We start from the raw sequence: 23,076 nt of genomic DNA, 5'->3' as shown, positions 1-23,076 counted from the left end.
TCGGGCGGCCTGACCTGGGCATGATCACGCTCATCGATACGCAGGGTAATGAGAGGGTGATAACTGACGGGAAATGAACTATTTTCTTCTCCGGCACCGTACCCCTTGTCGAGTGCATTGACGGGTATCCGATACTGGGTCCGCTCGTTCGGGCGGCACAGCTCGGGTTCCACCGGAGAGGACGTCTCAACCCATGCGCAAGAAACTGTTGGCCCTCGCCATGGCGGGTGTGATGGCGACAGCCACCATGACTGCGTGTGACGATTCGGGGGATTCCGGCGAGGCGGGTAGCAACACCAGCACCAGCGGCGGTGGCAAGGCCCGGGTCGGTGTGATCCTGCCCGACACCGTGAGCTCGCAGCGGTGGGGCAACGACGACCCGAAGTTCCTCAAGGCGGCGTTCGACAAGGCCGGCATCCCGGTCGACATCCAGAACGCGCAGGGCGACAAGGCCAACTTCGTCAAGATCGGCGAGTCGATGGTCAACAGCGGCGTCAAGGTGCTGATCATCGCCAACCTCGACTCGGCCAGCGGCAAGGCCGTCCTGGACAAGGCCCGGGCCAACAAGATCCCGACGATCGACTACGACCGGCTCACCCTCAACGGCGGCGCCAACTACTACGTCAGCTTCGACAACGAGGACGTCGGCAAGAAGCAGGCGTACGCCCTGGGCACCTGCCTGACGGCGAAGGGTGTGAGCAACCCGGTCATCGCCGAGCTCAACGGCTCCCGGTCGGACAACAACGCCACCCTGTTCAAGGACGGCTACGACTCGGTGCTGCAGGAGCGCTACGACAACGCGACGGCCAAGAAGGGCCCGGACCAGTGGGTTCCCGAGTGGGACCCCAAGCAGGCCGAGAAGATCTTCACCCAGATGCTCGACCAGGCGCCGGACATCAAGGGCGTGCTCTCGGCCAACGACGGCATCGCCGGCGCGGTCATCAAGGTGCTCAAGAAGCGCAAGCTGAACGGCAAGGTCCCGGTGACCGGCCAGGACGCGACCCTCGAGGGCCTGCAGGCGATCCTCCGCGGTGACCAGTGCGTCACCATCTACAAGCCGCTCGAGCAGGAGGCCTTCAGCGCCGCCAACATCGCGATCTCGCTGTTCAAGGGCCAGACGCCGAGCGTCAAGGACAAGCTCAAGGACCCGGAGTCCGGCGCCTACATCCCGTTCCAGAAGATCACGCCGCAGGCGATCACCATCGCGAACGTCAACGACGTGGTCGCGGCCGGCTTCGTCAAGAAGAACGACCTGTGCAAGGGCGCCTACGCCAAGCTCTGCACCGCCCACGGCGTCGGCGTCGCCAAGGCCGCCTCGAACGACGACGAAGACCAGTAGTCAGGCCCGGGGCCGGCGGATTCGCCGGTCCCGGCCTTTCACCTCGACCGCGCCGCCCCGCGGTGCACGCCGGCCAGGGTGCGCAGAGTCTCGGCCATCAGGCGCGCTGCCCGGGGAGAGGCTCGCGGTGGCCCGCCCGATGTCGTCGGCCAGCGGCCTCAACGCGTACAGCACGGTCTCCTGGATCTTGACCGTCACTGTCAGCACCTGGCGCCGGCGGTCGGCCGGGTGGGGCCCGCGCCGGATCCATCCGTCCCGCTCGAGCCGGTCGGCCAGGCCCGTGGCCGCCCCCGAGGTGAGACCGAGCTCCACCGGGCCCAGTGAGGCGCCGGCCACCATCAGATGCTTGAGGGCGAGGAAGTCGCCCGCGCTCACCCCCATGCGCCGAGCCGTGGCCGCGTCGAGCTCGGCCACCGCGGCCGCCAGATGGTGCACAGCCCACGCGATGTCGGGGCGGGCTGGCACTTCGCCGGCGCCTAGGCGGTCAACTCCGCCTGGTCGCTGGCCGCGCAGTCGGGCCGGTTCGCCTTGACGCCCTACCTGCTGCCGGCGGCCGCCGCCTTGGCCGCCACTGCCCACGTACGCCTCCAAGCGGCACCACCGCCGGCCTCTCGCCTGACCGCCCTCGTCCCCGTCAGCACCGGCCTGCTCCCGGGCTGGACCACCCTGGCCAGCGTGATCAACGTCGTCGCGGCCCGCTCCGACCGCGACTCCCCGCGCGCGACCGCCGTGCTGCCCCTGGCCGCCGCCGCCCTCGCCTGGGCCGCTCTCCGCAGCCCGCGGGGCGGCCGGGCCGTCGCCCTGGCCTCGGGCTGGGGGTTGACCACCTTGGCCGCCACCCGCCGCCGTGCCGTCGTCACACGGCTGACAGCCATCGCCGCCCGGGGCGCATGGACACGTCGCGACCCCACTGGTACTAGTAAGGCGTGTTGAGGGCCATCGAATGGGCCGTGCTGGGAATCGGCAGCGCGGCCGCCATCGTCTACGGGGTCCGTCGGCACCGGCCGGCCCGGATCGGACCCTGGCTGCTGCTCGCCGGCGCCATCGTGGCGAGCACCGCCGGCGACGTACTGACCGCATTGGACCGGCCCGCCGTGGCCGACGTCTTCTTCTACGCCATGTTCGTGTTCGTCGCCTGCGGACTGTTGCAGCTGACCCGCATCGGCGCCATCCTCGTCGACCGGGCCCGGCTCATCGACCTGCTCGCCCTGGCCTGCTCGGCCCTGCTGGTGGTCTGGGTGTTCGCCGTCGGCGACGCCAGCCGGATCGGGGACGTCTCCGGATCGTACGTCCTCGGCGCCCTGCTCCTGCTCGCGGTCGTCGCCCGCCTGCTGGTCGCCGTGGGCCGCAACGTCTCGGCCGTGCTGCTGGTCATCGGCGCGGCCGGCGTGCTGGTCAGCGACATCGTGCAGCCACTGTGGCCGGGCCGGCTCAGCGAGACCGGCTTCGTGGTGCTCTATCTGGCCTGGGGCGCCGCCGCGCTGCACCCCTCGATGTCCCGGCTCACCGAGCCCGCGGTGCCCCGGCCGAGCCCGTGGCGTGGGCACTGGGCGGCGCTGCTCGGCCTCTCCGTCGCCACCCCGCCGGTCGTCCTGCTGATCGAGGCGGTCACCGGCACGGTCGGCGACGGCGTGGTGATCGCCGTGGCCGGCGCCATCACCCTCCTGCTGACCATCACCCGGCTGACCGACTCGGTCACCCTGAACCGCCAGGCCCTGACCCGGGAGCGCGGCCTGCGCCAGGCCAGCGCCGCCCTGGTCGCCGCCACCGGCCCCGACGCCGTGGACGAGGCCGTCCGGGCCGCGATCGCCGAGCTCATGCCCTCGGACGCCATCCGCCGCACCGAGTTCGTCCTCGACGACCGCCGGCTCACCCTCGAAGCCCCGCCCGGCCCCTCCGCCCGCAGCTGGTGGACCGGCGACGCGACCGGCGACGACGCCACCCTGGTCTGCCCGCTGTGGCTGGAACCGCTCGCGGTGGCCCGCCCCCACGGCGGCGCCCTGATCCTGGTGGGCCGCCGCGACACCCTCACCGCCACCCGCGACACCCTCGAGGTGCTGGCCGGTCAGGCGGCGCTCGCCCTGGACCGCATCTCCCTGGTCGAAGCGGTCGGCCGCCGCGACAGCGACCTCTACCTGCGCGCGGTGATCAGCAACAGCGCCGACATCACGGTGGTGATCGACGAGGACCTGCGCATCCGCTACGCCAGCCCCTCCCTGCGCGAACTGCTCGGCGCCGAAGACCTCCCCCCACTGGCCACCCTGGACGACCTGGCCCACCCCGACGACCGCGGCCAGCTGCGCCAGGCCTTCCGCGGCACCGGCGACGGCGTGGTCTTCTGCTCCCTGCTGCGCGCCGACAAAAGCCAGGTGCTGGTCGAAGCCACCTACCGCGACCTCCGCGAGGACCGCCTGGTCCAGGGCTTCGTCGTCACGATGCGGGATTTCCCCCGGAGCCATGAGCCGACCGAGCAGCTGCGCCATGGCGACAACCCCAACGAACTACCGGCCCGGGTGAACCGGCGCAGCTCTCAACACAAATTCCGCTACTAGGAAGCCAAATCGACGAACCCGAGCCGCCAGCACGCCGGTCATCTCGGAGAACCCGAACCCCTTGTCCGGGTGCGAAGAGGTCGTGGACATCCCGATCCAGGCGCCGTCCCGGATGGCGATGGCAACGCCGCGCGGGTCGAAGGTGGCCACGTCGATCCGCTCCGCGATGTATTCGTCATAGGTGTAGAACGTCCCCCGGTCCGGGATGTCGGCCGAGCACGTCTTGTTGAGGTCGTAGAGCATGCGCCGATGTTCAGCCGTGTCACCCAGCTCGGCCATCGTCGTCAATCTGGTGCCCGAAGCCTCTGCCCGCTCCACGTACGGCTCGAAGTCAGCGTCTTCGAACTTCCCCACGTCCAACTCAAGTCGCACCCAATCCACCATGGGCCGACCTTATCGACGCCCCCGGGGTCGTTGCGGATCTTGGCAGCTGTCGCCTACGGTCATGATCAACTCGACCGCAACCTGGCCGCCGCGGACGCCGTCGTGCTCTACGACCCGGAGACCCCGGACGGCTTCCACTGCGTGGCGCGTACGGAGGCCGACACCGCCATCATCCGGATGCCGGCCTCCGTGACCAAGCAGCAGCCTCGCCGCTAAGCCAGGAGCTCCTTGACGCGCGGGATGACCTGGGTGCCGTACAGCTCGATCGACCGCATCATCTGCTCGTGGGGCAGCGTGCCGGCCGAGTACTTGAGGTCGAAGCGCTGAATGCCCAGCTCCTTGACCGTACGGGCGATCTTCTGGGCGACCGTCTCGGGGGAGCCGGCGTGCCAGGCGCCCTGTTTGACGTCGTGTTCGAAGCGGTCGCGGGCCATGGGCGGCCAGCCCCGCTCGCGGCCGATGCGGTTGAGCATCGTGCGGGCGTGGGGCCACAGGGTGTCGATGGCCTCCTCGTCGGTGTCGGCGACGAAGCCGGGGCAGTGGGCGGCCACCGGCTGCTCCTGCTGACCGAATTCGCCCAGCGCGTGGTGGTAGAGCTCGACGTACGGGGCGAAGCGGACGGGCTCGCCGCCGATGATGGCGAGGGTGAGGGGCAGGCCGAGGCGGGCCGCGCGGACGACCGATTCGGGGCTGCCGCCGACGCCGATCCAGGTGGGGATGCGGCCGGACTGGGTCTTGGGGTAGACCTGCTGGTCGGTCAGGGGCGGGCGGACCGTGCCGGACCAGGTGACCGGGCCCTCCTTGAGGAGTTCGGCCATCAGCTCGGCCTTCTCCTCGAAGAGTTTCTCGTAGTCGTGCAGGTCGAAGCCGAACAGCGGGAACGACTCGGTGAAGGACCCCCGGCCCAGGATGATCTCGGCCCGCCCGTTCGACACCGCGTCGAGGGTGGCGAAGCGCTCGAAGACGCGTACGGGATCGTCCGAGCTCAGCACGGTGACCGCGGTCCCCAGCTTGATCGTCGAGGTGCGCGAGGCGATGGCGGCCAGCACGATCTCCGGCGCCGAGACCGCGAAGTCGTCGCGGTGGTGCTCCCCGAGCCCGAAGGCGTCGACGCCGACCTTCTCCGCCAGCACCGCTTGCTCGACGACATTGCGGATCACTTCCGCGTACGGAAGGCGCTTGCCGTGGCTGTCGGCGGTGACGTCGCCGAAGGTGTCCAGACCGAATGTAACCATGAGTACGATATTTCCCTATATGTGGTGCTCAGCTGGGCTCGTGAGACGTGCGGCCGAAAATATCAGAACCCAGGATGACACCATGACTCTGCGCCGAACGCTGGAAGCGGCCGGGCCCCGCCCGCCCGACGACGTCTGGGACCGTTACATCCGCCCGGCGCGCTGGCCCGAGTGGTCACCGCAGATCCGCTCGGTCGACTACGAGGCGCCGTTGTTGCAGCCCGGCACCCACGGCACCCTCCACGGCCCGGGCGGCTTCCCCGTGACGTTCCGGATCGGGTCGGTCGAGCCGGACACTGCCGTACGGAGATGGTCGTGGACCGCCACGGCCCTCGGCATCCACCTTCACCTCTGTCACACCGTCGAGGCCGTTCCCCTCGGCACCCGCACGGTCCTGGCCCTCGAAGGCCCCGCCCCGGCCGTGCTGCTCTACCTACCCGCCGCCCGCTGGGCACTGCACCGGCTGGTCCACTGACTCTCTTCAGCGAAGGCGGCGGCGGGTGTTGCCCTTCAGGCGGCGGCCCATCTCGCGGGCGATCTCCTTCTCGGCGTCGCGTTTGGCGAGGACCTGGCGTTTGTCGTAGGACTTGAGGCCGCGGGCCAGGCCCAGCTCGACCTTGGCCCAGCCCTCGTTGAAGTAGAGCGAGAGGGGCACCAGGGTGAGCCCGTTACCGTCCTGCAGCTGGGACAGGATCTTGACGATCTCGGACTTGTGCAGCAGGAGCTTGCGGGTACGGCGCGGGGTGTGGTTGGTCCAGCTGCCGTACCCGTACTCGGCGATGTGCAGGCCGTAGAGCATGAGCTCGCCGTTGTGCTCGCCGGCGAACGCGTCGACCAGCGAGGCGCGGCCCTCGCGCAGCGACTTGACCTCGGTGCCGGCCAGCACGAGGCCCGCCTCGTACGTCTTGAGGATGGCGTAGTCGTGCCGGGCCTTCTTGTTCGAGGCGATCAGCTTGCGTCCGGTTTCCTTGCTCACGCCTACCGAATCTAGGGCACGGGGCGGCGCATGGAGTACGTGACACTGCTCAACCGGTGCGGCTCGTTGTGCACGTGCATCGCGGCCCGGTCGTACGCCTGCCAGCCGGCGGCCCCGGCCCGGTTGAGGTGGCGCAGGTCGTCGTAGCGCTCGTCGGTGCCCCAGCGCAGGGTGCCGCCGGGGTGGTGGAAGGTCGCTGTCCAGTCCATGAAACGGTCGGCGCCGAGCGTGCCCGCGGCACGGTATTCGAGCCGTGCGTATTCCCAGTTCGTCACCCGAAGGATTATGCCCTGCCATCGTCGGGAGTGGATCTCCCCTGAGATAACCCTGAGGTACGCCTCCGGGGGGCTGCGGGCGCGACACCTACGGGCATACGCTGCCCGCCGGGGGGAATTCATCATGGGGAGATTTATCTGCGGCCGTCGTTCCAAGTGGATCGTGCTGGCCCTGTGGATCGTGATTCTGGTCCTGACCGCGCCGCTGGCGGGCAAGCTCGGCAGCGTCGAGAAGAACGACAACTCGGCCTGGCTGCCCGGCGGGGCCGAGTCCACGCAGGTCATCGACGAGAGCCGGGCGTTCCAGCCGGATGACATCGCGCCCGCGATCGTCATCTACGAGCGGCCCGGCGGCGTCACGCCGGCCGATCTGACCAAGGCGCAGGCCGACGTGGCCGAGCTGAAGGCCGTCCCGGGCGTGACCGGCGAGATCATCGGGCCGATCCCGTCGCAGGACAAGCAGGCCATCCAGACCATCGTCCCGATCAAGATCACCGACGATGGCTGGGAGGCGCTGCCCGACACCGCCGAGCAGATCCGGCAGATCGCCGAGGGCAGCGCGACCGTCTACCTCGCCGGCCCGGTGGCCAACGCGGCCGATTCGGCTGACGCCTTCGCCGGCATCGACGGCACGCTGCTCTACACCACCCTGATCGTCGTGGCGATCATCCTGTTGATCACCTACCGGAGCCCGGTCCTCTGGCTCTTCCCGATCATCAGCGCCGGCGTCGCCCTGATGGCCGCCCAGGCCGTGATCTATCTGCTCGCCAAGTACGCCGACCTGGTGGTGAACGCGCAGAGCGCCGGCATTCTGACCGTGCTCGTCTTCGGCGCGAGCACCGACTACGCGCTGCTGCTGGTGGCCCGATATCGCGAGGAACTGAGACGCCACGAGGACCGGCACGAGGCGATGCAGCTGGCCCTGCACCGGGCCGGCCCGGCGATCATCGCCAGCGCCGCCACCGTGGCCATCGGCATGTCGATCCTGACCCTGGCCGAGCTGAACTCCACCAGCGGCCTGGGCCCGGTGGCCGCCCTGGGTGTCGTGGTCGGCCTGGCCGCGATGGTCACGCTGCTGCCGGCCATGCTCGTGATCTGCGGGCGCTGGCTGTTCTGGCCGGTCAAGCCCAAGTTCGGCACGGCCGAGCCGACGGCGACCGGCTTCTGGGCGCGGATCGGCAACCGGATGGCGCGGCGCCCGCGTACGGTCTGGATCGCCACCGCCCTGGCCCTGGGCGCCATGGCCCTGGGCCTGTTGCAGCTCAACGCGGTCGGCCTGACCTCGGCCGAGCAGTTCACCAGCGACAAGCCGTCGGTGAAGGCCGAGGAGGTCCTGGCCGCGCACTTCCCGGCCGGTGGCGGTCAGCCGGTCACGGTGATCGCCAACGCCGGCGCGGCGGCCGAGGTCAAGACCGCCTTCCAGGGCGTCGCGGGCATCACCGAGGTGGCCGATCCGGTCGTCAAGGACGGCAAGGCGCTGATCGACGGCACGCTCGAGGCCTCGCCCGACAGCAAGGCGGCCCAGCAGACCGTCGTGGACGTCCGCGACGCGGTGCACGCCGTGCCGGGGGCGGACGCCAAGGTCGGCGGCACGTCGGCCGCCCTGCTCGACATCAACAACGCCAACACCCACGACAACCGGCTGATCATCCCGCTCGTGCTGCTGGTGGTGCTGATCATCCTGGCCTTGCTGCTGCGGGCGATCGTGGCGCCGCTGATCCTGATCGGCACGGTGGTGTTGTCGTTCGCGGCGGCGCTCGGGGTGAGCGTGCTGGTGTTCCGCTACCTCTTCGACTTCCCGGCCGAGGACACGTCGTTCCCGCTGTTCGTCTTCGTGTTCCTGGTCGCGCTGGGCATCGACTACAACATCTTCCTGATGACCCGGGTCCGGGAGGAGGCCCAGCAGCACGGCACCCGCCGCGGCGCGCTGATCGGGCTGGCCGCCACCGGCGGCGTGATCACCTCGGCCGGCATCGTGCTCGCCGGCACGTTCGCCGCGCTGGCCAGCCTGCCGCTCGTCGCCTTCGTGCAGATCGGCTTCACGGTCGCCTTCGGCGTCCTGCTCGACACGTTGATCGTCCGGTCGGTGCTGGTGACCGCGCTCAACCTGGACGTCGGCCGGCACATGTGGTGGCCGTCCAAGCTCGCCCACAAGGAGGAGACGGAGCCCAAGCCGTTGTCACCATCTGAACCGGAGCTTACGCACTGACGCGGGCACGGCGCACAGTCCCTCCACGAGCTCAAGGAGGCGACTGGGGATGAAGGCTGTGCGGGTGCACGCGTACGGGAAACGGCCGTCGGTGGACGACGTGCCCGAACCGAAGGTGACAGGGCCGTTTGATGTGCTCGTGCAGGTCGGCGCGGCGGGATTGTGCCGCACCGACCTGCACATCGTCGAGGGGCAGTGGGCGGAGAAGTCGGGCGTCCAGCTGCCGTACGTGATCGGCCACGAGAACGCGGGCTGGGTCCGCGAGGTCGGCTCGGCGGTGAGCAACGTGGCCCCGGGCGACGCGGTGATCCTGCACCCGCTGGTGACCTGCGGGCTGTGCGGGCCGTGCCGGCGCGGCGACGACGTGCACTGCGAGAACTCGCGGTTCCCCGGCATCGACGCCGACGGCGGCATGGCCGAGCTGCTGCTGACCAGTGCGCGCTCGGTGGTCAAGCTGGCCGGCGGGCTCGAGCCGGCCGCGGTGGCCGCGCTCGCCGACGCCGGCCTGACGGCCTATCACGCCGTACGCAAGGCCGTGCCCCTGCTGCACCCCGGCGCCACCTGCGTGGTGATCGGGGCCGGCGGCCTCGGCCACATCGGCATCCAGTGCCTGGTCGCCATGACCGCGGCCCGGATCGTCGTGGTCGACCCGAACGAGAAGGCCCGCGCGCTGGCCACCGAGCTGGGCGCGCACGAGGTCGTCGCGACCGGGCAGGACCTGACCGATTCGGCCCACGTCGTGCTCGACTTCGTGGGGGAGCAGGGGGCCGAGCGCGAGGGCCTGGCCATCACCCGCCGGGCCGGCAGCTACTTCGTCATCGGGTACGGCGGGAAGATCGACATCGCGACCATCGACCTGATCTCCACCGAGCGCAACATCATCGGCAACCTGGTCGGCTCCTACACCGACCTGGACGAGCTGATGACGCTCGCCGCGCAGGGCCGGGTCACGCTGCACACCAGGCAGTACCCGCTGGCGTCGGTGAACGAGGCCATGGACGACCTCGAGGCGGGGCGGCTGCAGGGACGCGGGATCCTGGTCCCCTGATGTACCGGGGCTACTTCGTCGTCGACGGGCACGCCCGGTTCTGGGACGGCAGCCCGGCCAATCAGGTCAACCGGTACGGCGAGGGCCACATCAAGTGCCTGTACGACTTCCACGCGAACCTGTCGCCGGAGGAGTACCGCTGGCCGTTGGAGGAGTTCGAGCGCTTCGGCGAGCAGCGGCTCATCCACGACCTGTTCGAGGTGGGGCACGCCGACGTGGCGATCCTTCAGTCCACCTACCTCTCGGACTGGTTCGTCAATGGTTTCACCACCACCGCCCAGAACGGTTCGACGGCCGAGCGGCATCCGCAACATTCACGTGCACAAGGGCCCGACGGTCTATCCGATGAACCGGGACGCCTTCGACGTGGCCGACGTGGACGACGCGGCGACGGCGTTTCCCGGGCTGCGGTTCATCGTCGAGCACGTGGGCCTGCCGCGGCTGGAGGACTTCTGCTGGATCGCCACGCAGGAGCCCAATGTGTACGGCGGCCTGGCCATGGCGATGCCGTTCCTGCACAGCCGTCCCCGCTATTTCGCCCGGATCATCGGCGAGCTGCTGTACTGGCTCGGCGAGGACCGCATTCTGTTCGGCAGCGACTATGCGACGTGGCAACCGAAATGGCTCATCGAGAAATTCGCCGACTTCCAGATCCCGGACGACCTGCAAAGCGAGTACGGCCTGCTGACCCCGACGGCGAAGGAGAAGATCCTGGGACTGAACGCGGCGCGCCTCTACGACCTCAAGGTGCCCGCTTGACCCGCTCGGCCAGCGCCACGGCCCGGGTGGCGCGCACGGCCCCCAACCGTACGGCCCGCTCCACCGACCAGCGGTCCGTACGCAGCCGGTGGGTCGGCATCGAGATGGCCACAGCGCCCACGAACCGGCCGGCGGCGTCGGTGACCGGGGCGGCCATGCAGCTGAGCCCGGCCTGGAACTCGTCCACCTCGATGGCCAGGCCGGTGCCGGTCACCTGCCGTAACTGGCGTTGCAGCAACGCCGGATCGGTGACGGTAGCGGCCGTCACCTCCGGTAACTCGCTGAGCGCCCGGCCCCGATCGGGCAGGCTGGCCAGCATCAACTTCCCGAAGGCGGTCGCATGCGGCACCTGGTGAAACCCGACCCCGAGCGGATTGATCCGCGGATGCTCCGGGCACTCGACGACGTGCGCCACGATCATCTCGTCCTCCCGCAGCGCCGCGTAGTACGCCGCCGCCCGCGCCTCCCGGTGCACCACCGACGCCACCCGGCGCACCTCGGGCGGCACGGCGATCTGCCGGTGCAGCCCGCGCGCGAGATCGTCGACCCGGTGCCCCAGCGCATACGCCCGCTGGTCGGCCAGGTGCACCAGATAGCCACCCCCGACCAGCGTCGTGAGCAGGTGATACGTCGTCGGCAGGGTGAGGCCGAGCGCCTGGGACAGCTCCTTCGCCGTCACCGGCCCACCCGCCGCCGCAAAGTGATCAAGCACCCGCATGGCCCGTTCGACCGACTGCAACACCCCGGCGCCCTTCATGCCCTCAGCCTGCGTCGGAGGCCAGGATGAGGGAAGACCACTAGCTGATCGCGCGAAAGGACCGTCCGATGATCTTCATCACCGCCAAGTTCCCGATCAAGCCCGAGCACGCCGACAACTGGCCGGAGATCTGCCGGCCGTTCACCCAGGCCACCCGCTCCGAGCCCGGCTGCCTCTGGTTCGACTGGTCCCGCAGCCTAGACGACCCCACCGAGTACGTCCTCGTCGAAGCCTTCCGCGACGGCGACGCCGGCGCCGCCCACGTCGGCTCCGCCCACTTCAAGCAGGCCCAACAGGACCTCCCGCCCTACCTTTCGGCCACCCCGAAGATCATCAGCCAGAACGTGGACCAATCCGACTGGTCCGAACTGGGCGAACTGGCCGTCCGCTGACCACTCTTCCCCGGTTCCCCCGATCGCGCAGAGTGCCCCCTTCAATTCGTGGGGCCGAGGGCGATCGGTGAGGACGCGGCGAAGATCAAGAAAGTGTCGTAGCCGGGAGGCAGCCTTTAGTCCTGTCAAGGGCAGCGGTGGGGTGGTTGGAGGGGGGTACGAACCGTCACTCCCGTCGAGGGCCCGGCCGGGGCGAGCAGGGCGCTGCGCGCCCAGAACGCTCACCCCACCCGGGCGACCTGCGCGAGTGGTTGCGCTCGAAACCCAACCCCTACCGCCCCCGGTCGCACCGCCGCACCGCCGCACCGCCGCACCGCCTCGGCGCGGCCACCGATGTGGTCGGGCTGACCATCGCCGAGTTCATCCCACGCCAGGTCATCCACCTGTAGCAGTTGCTGGCCGGCTTTCCCTCGCTTCCGTAGGACTCACGTGAGGAGGGTGGCGTCGTCCAGGATGAGGGGGGACCAGGTGGGGGCGCCGGTGCGGCCGTGTTTGGGGTCGATGCCGATGAAGCGGCCGCCGCTGGCCCGGGTCACCGTGTGGCGGGCCGTCCAGTCCGCCGTCGAGCGGAGGCGCAGGCGTTCGCCGCAGCGCCACTCGCGGCGGGCGAAATCGACGATCGTGTCGTGGCCGTGGATCTGCGAGAACGGCATCGGCGGGCCGTCGCGCAGCCACGACTCGTACACCTCGGAGCCGGCGGAAGCCCACAGCGGTCCCTGATAGCTGCCGATGATCTCATCGGGCCTGGTGTTGAGCAGGTCGGCCGCCGTCGCGGCCGTGACCGGCCCGCCCAGCCGGCGCCACGCCCCGACGCCCAGCCCGGCGTGCGTGACCAGGAACTCCTCGCCGTCGGCGGCCCGCACCGCCGCAGCCACGCGGATCGACTCCTTGAGCCACCAGAGACGCAGCAGCTCGGCGTCGGTGTCGGGCAGCCGCTCCGGCCAGAACGCCTCGCCGCCCAGATATTGCCACTCGTGGTTGCCGATCAGCTGCACCCACCGGCGCGGATCACGCTCGAGCCGCCGGCGCACCACCTCGAGCACCCCGGAGCTGTCCGGCCCCCGGTCGACCAGGTCGCCGACCTGCACGACGACGGCCTCGGCGTCCCCGGTGGCCCGCTCCAGCTCATCCGGGAAGCCGCCCACGTCACCGACCAGCACGATGCGCGCCATCACGCCCTCCACTCACCGACCCGCGGCCAGGTTAGAACGACCGGCGGTGGCAATATCACCACCGTATCCACCACAACCGAGGAGCGACATGCCTCGCATCGCCGTGACCGGCGGCAGCGGAAAACTAGGCCGCGCCGTCGTCCAGGACCTGCTCGACCACGACTACGAGGTGGTCAACCTCGACCGGGCCGCGCCCCCGGGGCCGAGCGCGGCCTCGTTCACCCGCGTCGAACTCACCGACTACGGCCAGGTCGCCCAGGCCCTGACCATGATCGACGACCGCTACAGCGGCGTCGACGCCGTGGTGCACCTGGCCGCCATCCCCGCTCCCGGGCTGGTCCCGAACGCGGTCACCTTCCACAACAACATCACCGCCAGCTACAACGTCTTCGCGGCGGCCCGCGCCGCCGGCATCGACCGCGTGGTCTGGGCTTCGAGCGAGACTCTCCTCGGGCTGCCGTTCGACACCCCGCCCCCGTACCTCCCGGTGGACGAGGAATACCCGGCCCGCCCCGAAAGCTCGTACAGCCTCAGCAAGCACTTGGAAGAGCAGATGGCCGCCCAGTTCTGCCGCTGGAACCCCGAGCTCACCGCGATCGGCCTGCGCTTCTCCAACGTCATGGAGCCCGCCGACTACGCCGCGTTCCCGTCCTTCGACGCCGACCCCCGCTCCCGCATCTGGAACCTGTGGGGCTACATCGACGCGCGGGACGGCGCCCAGGCGGTACGCCGAGCCCTCACCTACGACCAGCGGGGCGTGGAGGTCTTCATCATCGCCAACGCCGACACGGTGATGAGCCGCCCCACGGCCGAGCTGGTGGCCGAGTACTACCCGGAGCTGCCGCTGACCCGCGAGGTCAGCGGGAACGAGACGTTGCTGTCCATCGAGAAGGCCCGCCGGCTCCTCGGCTACGAGCCCCAGCACTCCTGGCGCGCGGAAGTCTGATGTCGCCCACCCGGGGCCGACCGCCGAGGCTCAAGCTCCTCTTCGAGTTTCGGCACGGCCGCATTCCATGCGCAAGATCATCTATGCTGCGGCCGTGGTTGATCGACTGAGGGTGCGGGCGGGGGCCGGCGCGGCCTACCCGGAGGCCGCCGCCCTGCGGGTGGCGTTGCGGGGCGGGGACTGGGCGGCCGGCCGGGCGGTCCTCGACGGGGCCGGGAGGGCGGAGCGTTCGGCCTTGATGCGGATGGTCGACGGGCAGCGGGGGACCGAGAAGCTCCTCGGGCGGGTGGTCGCGGAGCGGCCAACGGATACCACGGCGGCCGCGCTGCTCGCGTTTCGGCAGGTCGAGGTGGCCTGGCGGATCCGTACGCACGCCCAGGCGGGTGACGTCAGCCGCCGCCGGTTCGCTCGCTTTCACGCGGCGCTGGATGTAGCGGAGAAGACCGTCGTCGCGGGCCTGGGGGCCGACGAAAGCGATCCGGCCCTGTGGACCGCCTCCCTGGTGACCGCTCGCGGGCTCGAGCTGGGGCCTGCCGTGTCGCAGTACCGGTACGCGAAGCTGGCCGAGATCGATCCGCACCATCTGCCCGGGCAGCGGCACATGCTGCAGCAGCTCTGCCCGAAATGGGGCGGGAGCTGGGAGCGTGCCTTCGGCTTCGCCCGTGAGGCGATGTTCGACGCGCCCGAGGGCACCCCGAACGCGGTGCTGCTCGCCGAGGCGCACCTCGAATACTGGCTGGAGTCTGGCAGCAAGTACTACCTGAGCTCGCCAGGGGTTCGTGAGGGTTTGACCATCGCCGCCCAGCGCTCGGTGCTGCACCCCGCGTTCGAGCGCACCATCGGCTGGGTCGAGGTGGTCAACACGTTCGCCATGGCCTTCGCGATGGCCGGGGAGCGCGCGGCGGCCGCCGAGATGTTCACCGCGCTCGGGCCGTACTTCTCCGACCGCCCCTGGTCGTACCACCCCGACCCGATCGCCGCCTTCCGCCTCCATCGCGCCGCGTCTCTCGGCTGGTCGTGGCCGTCGGTCCTGGATCGGCTGATGGCCCTGACCGGGGCGACCAGCCGTCGCGCCGGCCTCGCCCTGCTCGGCCTGGCCTGGCGATGAGGTGGGGGCTCGACGTGACGAGTGGCACGCCGTCCGGTGGGCTCGGGCGTGGCACCATCGGCGGGGGATCTTCGGGCCGAAGGAGTTACGGGGTTTGGACCTCACGCAAGCGCGGGAACTCGCGACGACCCTGATGGCCCGGCACCGGCTGACCGGCTGGACGCTGTCGTTCGACAACGCCAAGACGCGGGCCGGGGCCTGCCGCTCGGACAAGCGCGAGATCACCCTGTCCCGGCCGCTGGTCAAGCTGTACTCGCCGGAGCAGGTCACCGAGACGATGCTGCACGAGATCGCGCACGCGCTGGCCGGGTCGGGGCACGGCCACGACCAGAAGTGGCGGCGGATCGCCCGGCGTATCGGATACACCGGTGGGCGTTGTCTGCCGGCGGACGCGCCGCAGGTTGACGGCGACTGGGTGGGCGTCTGCCCGGCCGGGCACCGGACGACGGCGCACCGCCGGCCGATCCGGGTCCGCTCGTGCCCGGAGTGTTCGCCGCGTTTCACCGTGGCCGCTCTCTACACCTGGACCTACCGGGGCGCCCCGGTGGCGATGGATCCGCGGTACGACGCCGAGCTGGCCCGCCTGCGTGACCGCCGCCCCGAGCCGGCGCCGCAGGTGGTGGCGGTGGGCGACCGGGTCCGGCTGACCGGCACGGGCAAGTACGCGGGCCTGACGGGCACGGTCGAGAAACGCGGCCGCACCCGCTACCAGGTGCGCACCCGGGCCGGCCTGCTGAGCGTCTCGTTCAGCGCGGCCCAGCCGCTGACCGCCATCCTGCGCGGCGCCGGGGAATCGGCGTAGCGGGCACCCGTTACTGTCGGGCCATGTCCGGACCAGGAGACGTGCCGCCGGAGATCCTCGACCGGCTCCGGCCCATCTGCCGGGGACTGCCGGAGACGTACGAGGAACCCGCCTGGATCGGCACCCGGTGGCGGATCCGCAAGCGCACGTTCGCCCACGTCTACCTGCCCGACCCGGATCGGAACCCGCTCTACGCCCCGTACGTGACCGACGGCGAGCCACCGACCGTGATGACTTTCCGCGTGCCCGTCGAGGACCTGCTGGGCCTGACCGTGGCCGGCTTCCCGTTCTTCCGCGCCGGCTGGGGACACAACGTCGCCTGCGCCGTCCTCGGCCCGCACAGCGACTGGGCCGAGCTCACCGAACTGATCACCGACAGCTACTGCGAGATGGCCCCGAGGTTTCTGGCCGGGCGGATCGATGCGAACCATTGAGGTCACCGCGCCGGGTGGCGCGCGCTGGAGGGTACGGGTCGTCTGGGAGCCGCGGTGGCGGGCCCTGGCCCGGCGGTTCGGCGGGTGGAAGGCCAAGCGCCGCCGGGACATCGGGCCCGGCGACCTGGTGGGCGGCGGGGCCGAGGTGAGTTCCGAGATCGGCGGCAGCGGGGGCGGCGGAAGCCTGGCGGACGAGCTCGTGATCCTGGCGATCGCGCTCTTCGCGCTGGTGCTGGTGGCGGTGCTGTTCTGGTGGGTCCTGCTCCCGGTGCTGCTGATCATCCTGGACGGCCTGATCGTGCTGGCCCTGCTGATCGCCTCGGTGGTGGCCCGGGTGCTGTTCCGCCGCCCCTGGATCGTCCGCGCGACCGCCGCCACCGGCGAGACCACCGAGGTCGAGGTGGTCGGCTGGCGGGCCGCCCGCCGCCGGCGCGACGCCATCGCCGATTCCCTGCGGCACGGCCTGGCTCCGGCCCCGGAAGTGGTCGGATAGCGGGTCACGCGGCCTGGGCGGTGGTGGCCAGGCGGCGGTAGTAGGCGTTGGAGCGGATCAGCTGCTCATGACTGCCTTGGGCGGTGACGGTGCCGTTGTCGATGACCAGGATGTGGTCGGCGGCGCGGACGGTGGAGAAGCGGTGGGCGATCACGACCAGGGCGCAGACCTTCGCCACCTCGCGCATGGTGGTGGCGAGGGCGTGTTCGCTGTCCGGGTCGAGGTGGGCGGTGGGCTCGTCGAGCAGGATCAGGTCGGGGCGGGAGAGCAGGCAGCGGGCGATGGCCACGCGCTGGCGCTGGCCGCCGGAGAGGCGGCCTCCCCGCTCGCCGACCGGGGTGTCGAGACCGTTGGGCAGGGCCGCGACGACGTCGGTGAGGCCGGTCATGGCGAGCACGCGGTCGAGGTCGGCGCTGCGGCGGGCGCCGTAGAGCAGATTCTCGCGCAGCGTGCCGGCCAGCAACGGGCAGTCCTGTTCGACCAGGCCGATGGTGGCGCGGTGGCGGGCGTACGGAATGAAGCGGGCGTCGCGCCCCCGCAGCAGCACCGTGCCGCGGTCGGGCTCGTAGAAGCGTTCGGCCAGCGCGAAGATGGTGGACTTGCCCGCGCCGGAGGCGCCGACCAGGGCGACGTGGCCGCGTTCGGGCACGGTGAAGCGCAGGCCGCGCAGCACCGGGTGGGCCGGGTCGTAGCCGAACCAGACGTCGCGGAACTCGAGGACCGGCGGCCGGCGGCGCATCGGGACCACGGCCCGGTGCTGGTCGCGTTCGATCGGCAGGGCGAGCACCTCGTTGATGCGGTGCAGCGCGCCCGAGCCCTGCTGGACCGCCCCGACCGCCTGGAAGATCTCGTAGATGGGCGCCGACAGGTAGGTCATGGCCAGGGTGAACGCCACCAGCCGCCCCAGTGATGTCTCGCCCGCGGCCACCCGTGTCGCGCCCACGAGCAGCACCGTCAGGAAGGCGCCGCTGACCGCGAGGTCGTTGGCCGGCCCGCTCAGCGCGGCCAGCGACGCCATCCGCAGGTTGGCGTCGTAGGCGCGGGTGGCCGACCCGTTGAGCCGCGACGCCTCGACCGGCTCGGCCCGGCAGGCCCGCACGGTCCGCATCCCGCCGAGGGCCCGTTCCAGGTCGGCCGAGAGCGCCCCCTCCGCGGTCTGCGCCGTCCGCGAGGCGGCCCGCAACCGGCGCACCACGGCCAGCAGCGAGGTCACCGACACGCCGAACAGCACGACCACCAGCACCATCAGCGACAGGTCGAGCCAGGCCAGCAGCGTCACCACCGCCACCAGCGCGACCACCCCGGCCACCCCGGTGCCGAGGCTCTGCGCGACCAGCGTCTTGACCACGGTCGTGTCCCCGCAGGCGCGGGCGATGACGTCACCCGTCCGCACCTCGTCGAGCAGCGGCATCCGTACGCGCAAGAGCCGCAGGATGACCGCCAGGCGCAACTCGCGGGTCATGCTCTCCCCGGTGTAGGCCTGCACGTAGCGGGCAGTCGCGTGGGCCACCGCCTGGGCCGCGAAGAGCCCGGCGAGGGCCGCGAAGACCGGCCACGGCACCCGCCCGCCGGTCGCCGCGTCGACGGCCGCCCCGGCCAGCACCGGCTGGGCCAGGGCGAGCACGGAGCCGAGCAGGCTGAGCCCGGCCGCCACCGCGATCCATCGGCGGTGTCCCCGGGTGAGCCGCCGCAGATCGTTGATGAGCATGCGACGGAAGCTACGCCAATCAGGACGAAGTCTCCCCCGTCGGTCACTCCGCCCGGTCGGCGGGCGGCGGTGAATCCCCCCTCGCAGGTGACGCGCCGCTACGCGTCGCCCAGCTTGGCCAGGGTGGTACGGGTGCTGTCGACCAGCGCGGTCTTGAGCGCGTCGAGGTTGCGGCAGGGGTGGGCCGGCAGGTCGTCGATGACGGTGATCTGGTTGAGCACGGTGACGTTGGAGTCGAGGACATAGAGGTACGCGGCGCAGGTGGGCAGGCCGCGGAAGTCCTCCCGCTCGGTGGCGAACCGGGCGGCCCGCCCGATGCCGGCCAGGTCGGCGATGCGCCCGTCGTCGGTGTCCTGGACCTGCCAGTACAGGCCGGCCACGGCCGCGTTGTCGTGGTGGGTGACGCTGAACTGGCCGGCGCCGAAGGTCTGGCCGTCCACGGCCACGCGGTACCGGCAGACAGGGGCCGCCTTGGACGGCTCGAGCTCGGGTTCGGAGACGCCGAGCCGGGCCATGACCGGGCCGGGGTCGAAGGTGGGGCAGGCGTCGGCGACCTTCGGGTAGTGCGCCTCGACCGCGGCGTTCAGGGCGAGCAGCCCGCCGACGGCGAGGACGATCGTCGTCACCAGGGCCAGGGCCATGGCGGCGTACGCCTTCGTGAGCCCCGGCCGGCGCGGCGGCGGATCCCAGGCGGGAACAACGGTATCGATCACCGCGACAAGCTACGGCAATCGGCCCGTCCCGTGGGGCCGCCCTATCCGATGGCTGCCGACAGCGCCGGATACCAGCGGTTGGCGATCTTCACGTTGCCCGTGTCGTTCGGGTGGACGCCGTCGTAGGTGTCGGTGGACGTGGCGAATCCCGTCCACTGGTCGACGACCGTGACGGGGGAGGCGGTCGTGGAGAGGCCGGCGGCCCAGGCCGGGATCGCGGCGTTCAGGTCGACCACGCGCTGGGCGCACTCGGCGCAGTTGCTCGCGGCCATCGGGATGATCTGCGCGACCAGGACCTTCACGGCCGGGTTCTGGGCCCGCATCTGCCCGACCAGCTTGGTGAAGGCGGCCAGGATGGTTTCGGGGGAGCGGTTGTTCCAGACGTCGTTGGTGCCGAAGTGCATGAGCACGACGTCCGGGTCGGTGGCGGCGAGCCAGCCCGGGAGCAGGTTCTGGTCGGCGACGTTGGTGGCGAGGTAGCCGCCGTGGCCCTCGTTCTCGCCGTCGTAGGCGAAGCCGCAGCCCTGGCCGGGCAGGGTGCCGACGAAGTCGACCTTGTCGGCCGGCAGCTTCTGCCAGAGCAGGGCCCGCCAGCAGCCGGGGGAGCCGGTGATCGAGTCGCCGAGCGCCATGATCTTGACCGGGGCGCCGGCAGGCGGGGTGGTCGGCGGCGGCGTGGTCGGGGTGGTGCTGCCGTTGCAGGCCGTGCCGTTCAGGGTGAACGCCGTGGGCGCCGCGCCGCTGCCGGAGCCGTTGAAGCCGAACGACGCGGTGGCGCCGGTGGCCAGGCCGCCGTTCCACGCCGCGTTGCGGACCGTCACATCGGCGCCGGTCTGGGTCACCGAGCCGTTCCACAGTTGGGTGACCGTCTGCCCGGACGGGAAGGCGAACGTCAGCGTCCAGGCCGACACCGGGTCGCCGAGGTTGGTGACCGCCACGGAGGCGCCGAAGCCGCCGGGCCACTGGCTCGTCGTCTGGTACTCGACCCGGCACCCGGCGGCCGCTTGCGCGGGCGCGGCGAGGGCGACCGCGGATGTCGCGAGCAGCAGGGCGGCCAGGGCCGTCACTTGTGGCTTCATGTCTTCCTCCGGGGACCGCGCTTGACTCACGCATTGATGAGGGTCAATCTGGGAGCGCTCCCGAAACTAGCGAGAGGGGACTCCGGTGTCCAGCAGGGCAAGGATCGCGACGGTCTTGGCCGTCGTCACCGCGGGCGCGATCGTGCTGATCGCGACCAGGGCCGACGCCGCCGACGGCCGGCAGCGCGAGCGGCTCGACCGCGGCCTGATCAGCGTCCGCTCCGGCAGCGGCAACCTGGTCAGCTGGCGATGGCTGGCCACCGACCCGGCCGGCATCGGCTTCAACCTCTACCGCGGCTCGACGAAGCTCAACGCCTCACCGATCACCGCGACGACGAACTACCTCGACGCCGGGGCGGCCGCCTCCTCCTCGTACAGCATCCGCCCGGTCGTGAGTGGCGCCGAGCAGGCGGCCGAAGGGCCGAGCCTGACCTTCGCCAACGGCTATCTGGACGTGCCCATCCAGAACCCGAACAGCTCGCTCTACGCGGCCAACGACGCCAGCGTCGGCGACCTCGACGGCGACGGCAAGCTCGACCTGGTGCTCAAGTGGGAGCCGCTGAACGCCAAGGACAACTCCCAGTCCGGCGTGACCGACCCGGTCTACGTCGACGGCTACCGCCTCGACGGCACCCGGCTGTGGCGGATCAACCTGGGCCGCAACATCCGGGCTGGCGCCCACTACACCCAGTTCCAGGTGTACGACTACGACGGTGACGGCGACGCCGAGGTGGCCATGAAGACGGCCGACGCCACGGTCTCCGGCACCGGGCAGACCATCGGCAACGGCAGCGCCGACTACCGCAACTCCAGCGGGTACGTGCTGACCGGCCCCGAATACCTGACGATGTTCGACGGCCGGAACGGCGCCGCCCTGTCGACCGTGGACTACGTGCCGCCGAGGGGCACGGTGTCGTCCTGGGGCGACTCGTACGGCAACCGGGTCGACCGCTTCCTGGCCGGCACCGCCTACCTGGACGGCGCCCGCCCCAGCCTGATCATGGCCCGGGGCTACTACACCCGTACGGTCGTGGTGGCCTGGGACTTCCGCAACGGCACGCTGACCCGCCGCTGGACGTTCGACAGCAACAGCTCCACCAACCCCGGCACCGCCGGGCAGGGCAACCACCAGCTGTCGGTGGCCGACGTCGACGCCGACGGCCGCGACGAGATCGTCTACGGCTCCCTGGCCATCGACGACAACGGCGCCCGGCTGTGGAACACGGGCCTCGGCCACGGCGACGCCCTGCACGTGGGCGACCTGAACCCGTCCCGGTCCGGGCTCGAGGTCTTCAAGGTCGACGAGGACTCCAGCAAGCCGTCGTCGTGGATGGCCGACGCCCGTACCGGTCAGATCCTGTGGAGCACCCCCGCCAACGGCGACAACGGCCGCGGCGTCTCGGCCGACATCTGGTCCGGCAGCGCCGGCGCCGAGTCCTGGTCGTCGGCCGCCGACGGCGTGCGCAACCCGTCGGGCTCGGTCGTCGCCTCCCGCAAGCCCAGCTCCACCAACTTCGTCATCTGGTGGGACGGCGACGCCACCCGCGAGCTGCTCGACGCCACGAAGATCGACAAGTACGGCCCGTCGGCCGACACCCGCCTGCTGACCGCCTCCGGCGTCCACTCGAACAACGGCACCAAGTCCACCCCGTCCCTGTCCGGCGACATCCTCGGCGACTGGCGCGAGGAGGTCATCTGGCCCACCTCGAACAACACCGCCCTGCGGATCTACTCAACCCCGATCCCGACCGACCGCCGCGTGGTCACCCTGCTGCACGACATCCAGTACCGCGAGGCCCTGGCCTGGCAGAACACCGCCTACAACCAGCCCCCGCACCCGAGCTTCGCCCTCCAGTGACCACTTCGCCCCCCGGCGGCGCCGGGGGGCGAAGCGCTTCGATTGATCATCTGACGTTCACCTGATGGATGACGATCTTCGTCGATCTTTCGACCAGTGTGGAGAGACCTTCACGTTCGAGGAGATCGACTTGCGCAACGTACGACGGCTGATGTCCGCCGCGGGGGCGGCTGTCCTGGTGGCCCTGTCCCTGACCGTGGCCGCCTCGCCGGCCCAGGCGGCCCAGCCCGCCAACGGCTGGTACATGCTGGTCAACGACTACTACGACGGCGGCTCGGGCCACGACAACGGCGACATGTGGTGCCTGAGCGCCAACAACCAGACCTCGCCCAGCGGCAGCGGCACGAACCAGGTCTACCTGGCCCCCTGCAACCCGGCCACCGCCGGGCAGTGGTGGTACAAGGGATCGGCCGACGGCTACGAGCACCGCACGTTCGTCAACTACCAGAACTTCGACAACGCGGTCTGGGAGCTGAGCAGCAACGCGAGCACGCCGTCCGGCTTCGCCGCCGGCACGCACGGCGTCTACACCGCGCAGAAGGCCGCCCGCACCTCGATCCCGGACGGGCACAACTGGAACGTCATCGAGTACACCGACCCGTACAAGTTCCGGTTCCAGAGCCTGGTGCTCGGTGAGAACATCAGCGCCTCGCACAACAACACCTACCCGGCCGGCACCTTCAAGGTCTACAACACCCCGGTGACGAACCCGCCGGCGGCGGCCCACCTGTGGCGCTTCTGGCAGCCCGCGGGCCGCCCGACGAACTGCACCTGCGGCGACACCACCCCCTGAAAAGGATCCCCGTCCCAGCCCCGCGCCGTCATCGGTCGCGGGGC

Annotated in this window: 27 protein-coding genes; 17 read left to right on the top strand and 10 right to left on the bottom strand. The window is 70.8% G+C overall.

The features are described 5' to 3' along the window. Positions 1-193 precede the first annotated feature (193 nt). Positions 194-1,339 (top strand): substrate-binding domain-containing protein, encoded by a 1,146-nt coding sequence (locus AB0J66_RS06080; RefSeq protein WP_364656132.1) that lies wholly within the window; start codon positions 194-196, stop codon positions 1,337-1,339. On the opposite strand, the gene AB0J66_RS06075 is transcribed toward AB0J66_RS06080, so the two are convergent. After that, a complete protein-coding gene (locus AB0J66_RS06075) occupies positions 1,340-1,774 on the bottom strand; it encodes a MarR family transcriptional regulator (protein ID WP_364656129.1) in 435 nt (144 codons plus the stop codon). It abuts the gene before it with no gap. A gap of 93 nt (positions 1,775-1,867) precedes the next feature. Between AB0J66_RS06075 and AB0J66_RS06070 the strand changes: the two genes are divergently transcribed. Both AB0J66_RS06070 and AB0J66_RS06065 read left to right on the top strand, forming a co-directional pair. Continuing rightward, on the top strand, positions 1,868-2,272 hold the full coding sequence (locus AB0J66_RS06070) for a hypothetical protein (RefSeq protein ID WP_364656127.1): 405 nt from the start codon (positions 1,868-1,870) through the stop codon (positions 2,270-2,272). After that, entirely contained in the window at positions 2,266-3,891 is a 1,626-nt protein-coding gene (locus tag AB0J66_RS06065) for a PAS domain-containing protein (protein WP_364656124.1), read from the top strand. The genes AB0J66_RS06070 and AB0J66_RS06065 overlap by 7 nt, the downstream gene beginning before the upstream one ends. Here AB0J66_RS06065 and AB0J66_RS06060 read toward each other — a convergent pair. Further along, a complete protein-coding gene (locus AB0J66_RS06060) occupies positions 3,841-4,275 on the bottom strand; it encodes a hypothetical protein (RefSeq protein ID WP_364656123.1) in 435 nt (144 codons plus the stop codon). The two genes, AB0J66_RS06065 and AB0J66_RS06060, sit on opposite strands and share 51 nt — an antisense overlap. A gap of 39 nt (positions 4,276-4,314) precedes the next feature. Here AB0J66_RS06060 and AB0J66_RS06055 point away from each other — a divergent pair, with 39 nt between their 5' ends. Continuing rightward, positions 4,315-4,491: a hypothetical protein gene (locus AB0J66_RS06055; RefSeq protein WP_364656121.1), complete on the top strand. Its 177-nt coding sequence runs from the start codon at positions 4,315-4,317 to the stop codon at positions 4,489-4,491. On the opposite strand, the gene AB0J66_RS06050 is transcribed toward AB0J66_RS06055, so the two are convergent. Then, on the bottom strand, positions 4,488-5,510 hold the full coding sequence (locus AB0J66_RS06050; protein ID WP_364656119.1) for an LLM class flavin-dependent oxidoreductase: 1,023 nt from the start codon (positions 5,508-5,510) through the stop codon (positions 4,488-4,490). The genes AB0J66_RS06055 and AB0J66_RS06050 overlap by 4 nt on opposite strands. Before the next feature lie 82 nt (positions 5,511-5,592). Between AB0J66_RS06050 and AB0J66_RS06045 the strand changes: the two genes are divergently transcribed. Further along, positions 5,593-5,985: an SRPBCC family protein gene (locus AB0J66_RS06045; RefSeq protein WP_364656117.1), complete on the top strand. Its 393-nt coding sequence runs from the start codon at positions 5,593-5,595 to the stop codon at positions 5,983-5,985. A 6-nt stretch (positions 5,986-5,991) separates the two neighbouring features. On the opposite strand, the gene smpB is transcribed toward AB0J66_RS06045, so the two are convergent. Continuing rightward, positions 5,992-6,486 carry an SsrA-binding protein SmpB gene (smpB, locus tag AB0J66_RS06040; protein ID WP_364656115.1) on the bottom strand — a complete coding sequence of 165 codons (495 nt, stop codon included), beginning with the start codon at positions 6,484-6,486 and terminating at the stop codon, positions 5,992-5,994. An 11-nt stretch (positions 6,487-6,497) separates the two neighbouring features. After that, the gene (locus AB0J66_RS06035) at positions 6,498-6,761 is read right to left on the bottom strand and encodes a hypothetical protein (protein ID WP_097323815.1); all 264 of its coding nucleotides are present in this window, start codon (positions 6,759-6,761) and stop codon (positions 6,498-6,500) included. A 124-nt stretch (positions 6,762-6,885) separates the two neighbouring features. On the opposite strand from AB0J66_RS06035, the gene AB0J66_RS06030 reads away from it, so the two are divergent. The 3 genes from AB0J66_RS06030 (at position 6,886) to AB0J66_RS06020 (ending at position 10,777) form a co-directional block, all read left to right on the top strand. Further along, a complete protein-coding gene (locus tag AB0J66_RS06030) occupies positions 6,886-8,970 on the top strand; it encodes an MMPL family transporter (RefSeq protein ID WP_364656114.1) in 2,085 nt (694 codons plus the stop codon). Between the two features lie 49 nt (positions 8,971-9,019). Then, on the top strand, positions 9,020-10,018 hold the full coding sequence (locus AB0J66_RS06025) for an NAD(P)-dependent alcohol dehydrogenase (protein ID WP_364656112.1): 999 nt from the start codon (positions 9,020-9,022) through the stop codon (positions 10,016-10,018). Positions 10,019-10,363: 345 nt separating this feature from the next. Next, positions 10,364-10,777, top strand: coding sequence for an amidohydrolase family protein (locus tag AB0J66_RS06020; RefSeq protein ID WP_364656111.1), 414 nt, complete (start codon positions 10,364-10,366; stop codon positions 10,775-10,777). On the opposite strand, the gene AB0J66_RS06015 is transcribed toward AB0J66_RS06020, so the two are convergent. Beyond that, the gene (locus AB0J66_RS06015; RefSeq protein WP_364656109.1) at positions 10,761-11,534 is read right to left on the bottom strand and encodes an IclR family transcriptional regulator C-terminal domain-containing protein; all 774 of its coding nucleotides are present in this window, start codon (positions 11,532-11,534) and stop codon (positions 10,761-10,763) included. The genes AB0J66_RS06020 and AB0J66_RS06015 overlap by 17 nt on opposite strands. Positions 11,535-11,602: 68 nt before the next feature. Between AB0J66_RS06015 and AB0J66_RS06010 the strand changes: the two genes are divergently transcribed. Continuing rightward, positions 11,603-11,926, top strand: a complete 324-nt coding sequence (locus AB0J66_RS06010; protein ID WP_364656107.1) for a putative quinol monooxygenase — start codon at positions 11,603-11,605, stop codon at positions 11,924-11,926. Positions 11,927-12,177: 251 nt separating this feature from the next. Further along, on the top strand, positions 12,178-12,315 hold the full coding sequence (locus AB0J66_RS06005) for a hypothetical protein (protein ID WP_364656105.1): 138 nt from the start codon (positions 12,178-12,180) through the stop codon (positions 12,313-12,315). Between the two features lie 36 nt (positions 12,316-12,351). On the opposite strand, the gene AB0J66_RS06000 is transcribed toward AB0J66_RS06005, so the two are convergent. After that, entirely contained in the window at positions 12,352-13,098 is a 747-nt protein-coding gene (locus tag AB0J66_RS06000; protein ID WP_364656104.1) for a metallophosphoesterase, read from the bottom strand. Positions 13,099-13,186: 88 nt separating this feature from the next. Here AB0J66_RS06000 and AB0J66_RS05995 point away from each other — a divergent pair, with 88 nt between their 5' ends. From AB0J66_RS05995 to AB0J66_RS05975, 5 genes are all read left to right on the top strand, one after another. Next, entirely contained in the window at positions 13,187-14,044 is an 858-nt protein-coding gene (locus AB0J66_RS05995) for an NAD(P)-dependent oxidoreductase (RefSeq protein WP_364656102.1), read from the top strand. A gap of 94 nt (positions 14,045-14,138) precedes the next feature. Beyond that, the gene (locus AB0J66_RS05990) at positions 14,139-15,152 is read left to right on the top strand and encodes a hypothetical protein (protein WP_364656101.1); all 1,014 of its coding nucleotides are present in this window, start codon (positions 14,139-14,141) and stop codon (positions 15,150-15,152) included. A gap of 94 nt (positions 15,153-15,246) precedes the next feature. Next, positions 15,247-15,954, top strand: a complete 708-nt coding sequence (locus AB0J66_RS05985) for a SprT family zinc-dependent metalloprotease (protein WP_364656099.1) — start codon at positions 15,247-15,249, stop codon at positions 15,952-15,954. Between the two features lie 23 nt (positions 15,955-15,977). Next, entirely contained in the window at positions 15,978-16,388 is a 411-nt protein-coding gene (locus AB0J66_RS05980) for an MmcQ/YjbR family DNA-binding protein (RefSeq protein ID WP_364656097.1), read from the top strand. Further along, positions 16,375-16,881: a hypothetical protein gene (locus AB0J66_RS05975; RefSeq protein ID WP_364656095.1), complete on the top strand. Its 507-nt coding sequence runs from the start codon at positions 16,375-16,377 to the stop codon at positions 16,879-16,881. The genes AB0J66_RS05980 and AB0J66_RS05975 overlap by 14 nt, the downstream gene beginning before the upstream one ends. Before the next feature lie 4 nt (positions 16,882-16,885). Here AB0J66_RS05975 and AB0J66_RS05970 read toward each other — a convergent pair whose 3' ends face one another. The 3 genes from AB0J66_RS05970 to AB0J66_RS05960 all read right to left on the bottom strand — a co-directional run bounded on the left by AB0J66_RS05970 (position 16,886) and on the right by AB0J66_RS05960 (position 20,381). Next, positions 16,886-18,589: an ABC transporter ATP-binding protein gene (locus tag AB0J66_RS05970; RefSeq protein WP_364656094.1), complete on the bottom strand. Its 1,704-nt coding sequence runs from the start codon at positions 18,587-18,589 to the stop codon at positions 16,886-16,888. Between the two features lie 98 nt (positions 18,590-18,687). Further along, positions 18,688-19,302: a hypothetical protein gene (locus AB0J66_RS05965; RefSeq protein WP_364656093.1), complete on the bottom strand. Its 615-nt coding sequence runs from the start codon at positions 19,300-19,302 to the stop codon at positions 18,688-18,690. Positions 19,303-19,343: 41 nt separating this feature from the next. Beyond that, positions 19,344-20,381: a cellulose binding domain-containing protein gene (locus AB0J66_RS05960; protein ID WP_364656092.1), complete on the bottom strand. Its 1,038-nt coding sequence runs from the start codon at positions 20,379-20,381 to the stop codon at positions 19,344-19,346. 115 nt (positions 20,382-20,496) lie between these two features. Between AB0J66_RS05960 and AB0J66_RS05955 the strand changes: the two genes are divergently transcribed. Together AB0J66_RS05955 and AB0J66_RS05950 are read left to right on the top strand one after the other, a co-directional pair. After that, positions 20,497-22,239, top strand: a complete 1,743-nt coding sequence (locus AB0J66_RS05955) for a rhamnogalacturonan lyase (RefSeq protein WP_364656090.1) — start codon at positions 20,497-20,499, stop codon at positions 22,237-22,239. Positions 22,240-22,303: 64 nt separating this feature from the next. Beyond that, positions 22,304-23,032, top strand: a complete 729-nt coding sequence (locus AB0J66_RS05950) for a hypothetical protein (RefSeq protein WP_364656089.1) — start codon at positions 22,304-22,306, stop codon at positions 23,030-23,032. Positions 23,033-23,076 lie beyond the last annotated feature (44 nt).

The sequence above is a fragment of the Actinoplanes sp. NPDC049598 genome (genome assembly GCF_040675435.1).
Classification (GTDB): Bacteria; Actinomycetota; Actinomycetes; order Mycobacteriales; family Micromonosporaceae; genus Actinoplanes.
Note: the sequence above shows the minus strand (reverse complement) of the source record. Positions and strands in the feature narration are given on the sequence as shown.

What these genes read in the sequence shown, in the direction of transcription:
- AB0J66_RS06080 (WP_364656132.1), top strand. Translation starts at nt 194, where the DNA reads ATGCGCAAGAAACTGTTGGCCCTCGCCATGGCGGGTGTGATGGCGACA.
- AB0J66_RS06060 (WP_364656123.1), bottom strand. Translation starts at nt 4,275, where the DNA reads ATGGTGGATTGGGTGCGACTTGAGTTGGACGTGGGGAAGTTCGAAGAC.
- AB0J66_RS06050 (WP_364656119.1), bottom strand. Translation starts at nt 5,510, where the DNA reads ATGGTTACATTCGGTCTGGACACCTTCGGCGACGTCACCGCCGACAGC.
- AB0J66_RS06045 (WP_364656117.1), top strand. Translation starts at nt 5,593, where the DNA reads ATGACTCTGCGCCGAACGCTGGAAGCGGCCGGGCCCCGCCCGCCCGAC.
- AB0J66_RS06030 (WP_364656114.1), top strand. Translation starts at nt 6,886, where the DNA reads ATGGGGAGATTTATCTGCGGCCGTCGTTCCAAGTGGATCGTGCTGGCC.
- AB0J66_RS06025 (WP_364656112.1), top strand. Translation starts at nt 9,020, where the DNA reads ATGAAGGCTGTGCGGGTGCACGCGTACGGGAAACGGCCGTCGGTGGAC.
- AB0J66_RS06020 (WP_364656111.1), top strand. Translation starts at nt 10,364, where the DNA reads ATGAACCGGGACGCCTTCGACGTGGCCGACGTGGACGACGCGGCGACG.
- AB0J66_RS06015 (WP_364656109.1), bottom strand. Translation starts at nt 11,534, where the DNA reads ATGAAGGGCGCCGGGGTGTTGCAGTCGGTCGAACGGGCCATGCGGGTG.
- AB0J66_RS06010 (WP_364656107.1), top strand. Translation starts at nt 11,603, where the DNA reads ATGATCTTCATCACCGCCAAGTTCCCGATCAAGCCCGAGCACGCCGAC.
- AB0J66_RS06000 (WP_364656104.1), bottom strand. Translation starts at nt 13,098, where the DNA reads ATGGCGCGCATCGTGCTGGTCGGTGACGTGGGCGGCTTCCCGGATGAG.
- AB0J66_RS05995 (WP_364656102.1), top strand. Translation starts at nt 13,187, where the DNA reads ATGCCTCGCATCGCCGTGACCGGCGGCAGCGGAAAACTAGGCCGCGCC.
- AB0J66_RS05980 (WP_364656097.1), top strand. Translation starts at nt 15,978, where the DNA reads ATGTCCGGACCAGGAGACGTGCCGCCGGAGATCCTCGACCGGCTCCGG.
- AB0J66_RS05975 (WP_364656095.1), top strand. Translation starts at nt 16,375, where the DNA reads ATGCGAACCATTGAGGTCACCGCGCCGGGTGGCGCGCGCTGGAGGGTA.
- AB0J66_RS05970 (WP_364656094.1), bottom strand. Translation starts at nt 18,589, where the DNA reads ATGCTCATCAACGATCTGCGGCGGCTCACCCGGGGACACCGCCGATGG.
- AB0J66_RS05960 (WP_364656092.1), bottom strand. Translation starts at nt 20,381, where the DNA reads ATGAAGCCACAAGTGACGGCCCTGGCCGCCCTGCTGCTCGCGACATCC.
- AB0J66_RS05950 (WP_364656089.1), top strand. Translation starts at nt 22,304, where the DNA reads ATGGATGACGATCTTCGTCGATCTTTCGACCAGTGTGGAGAGACCTTC.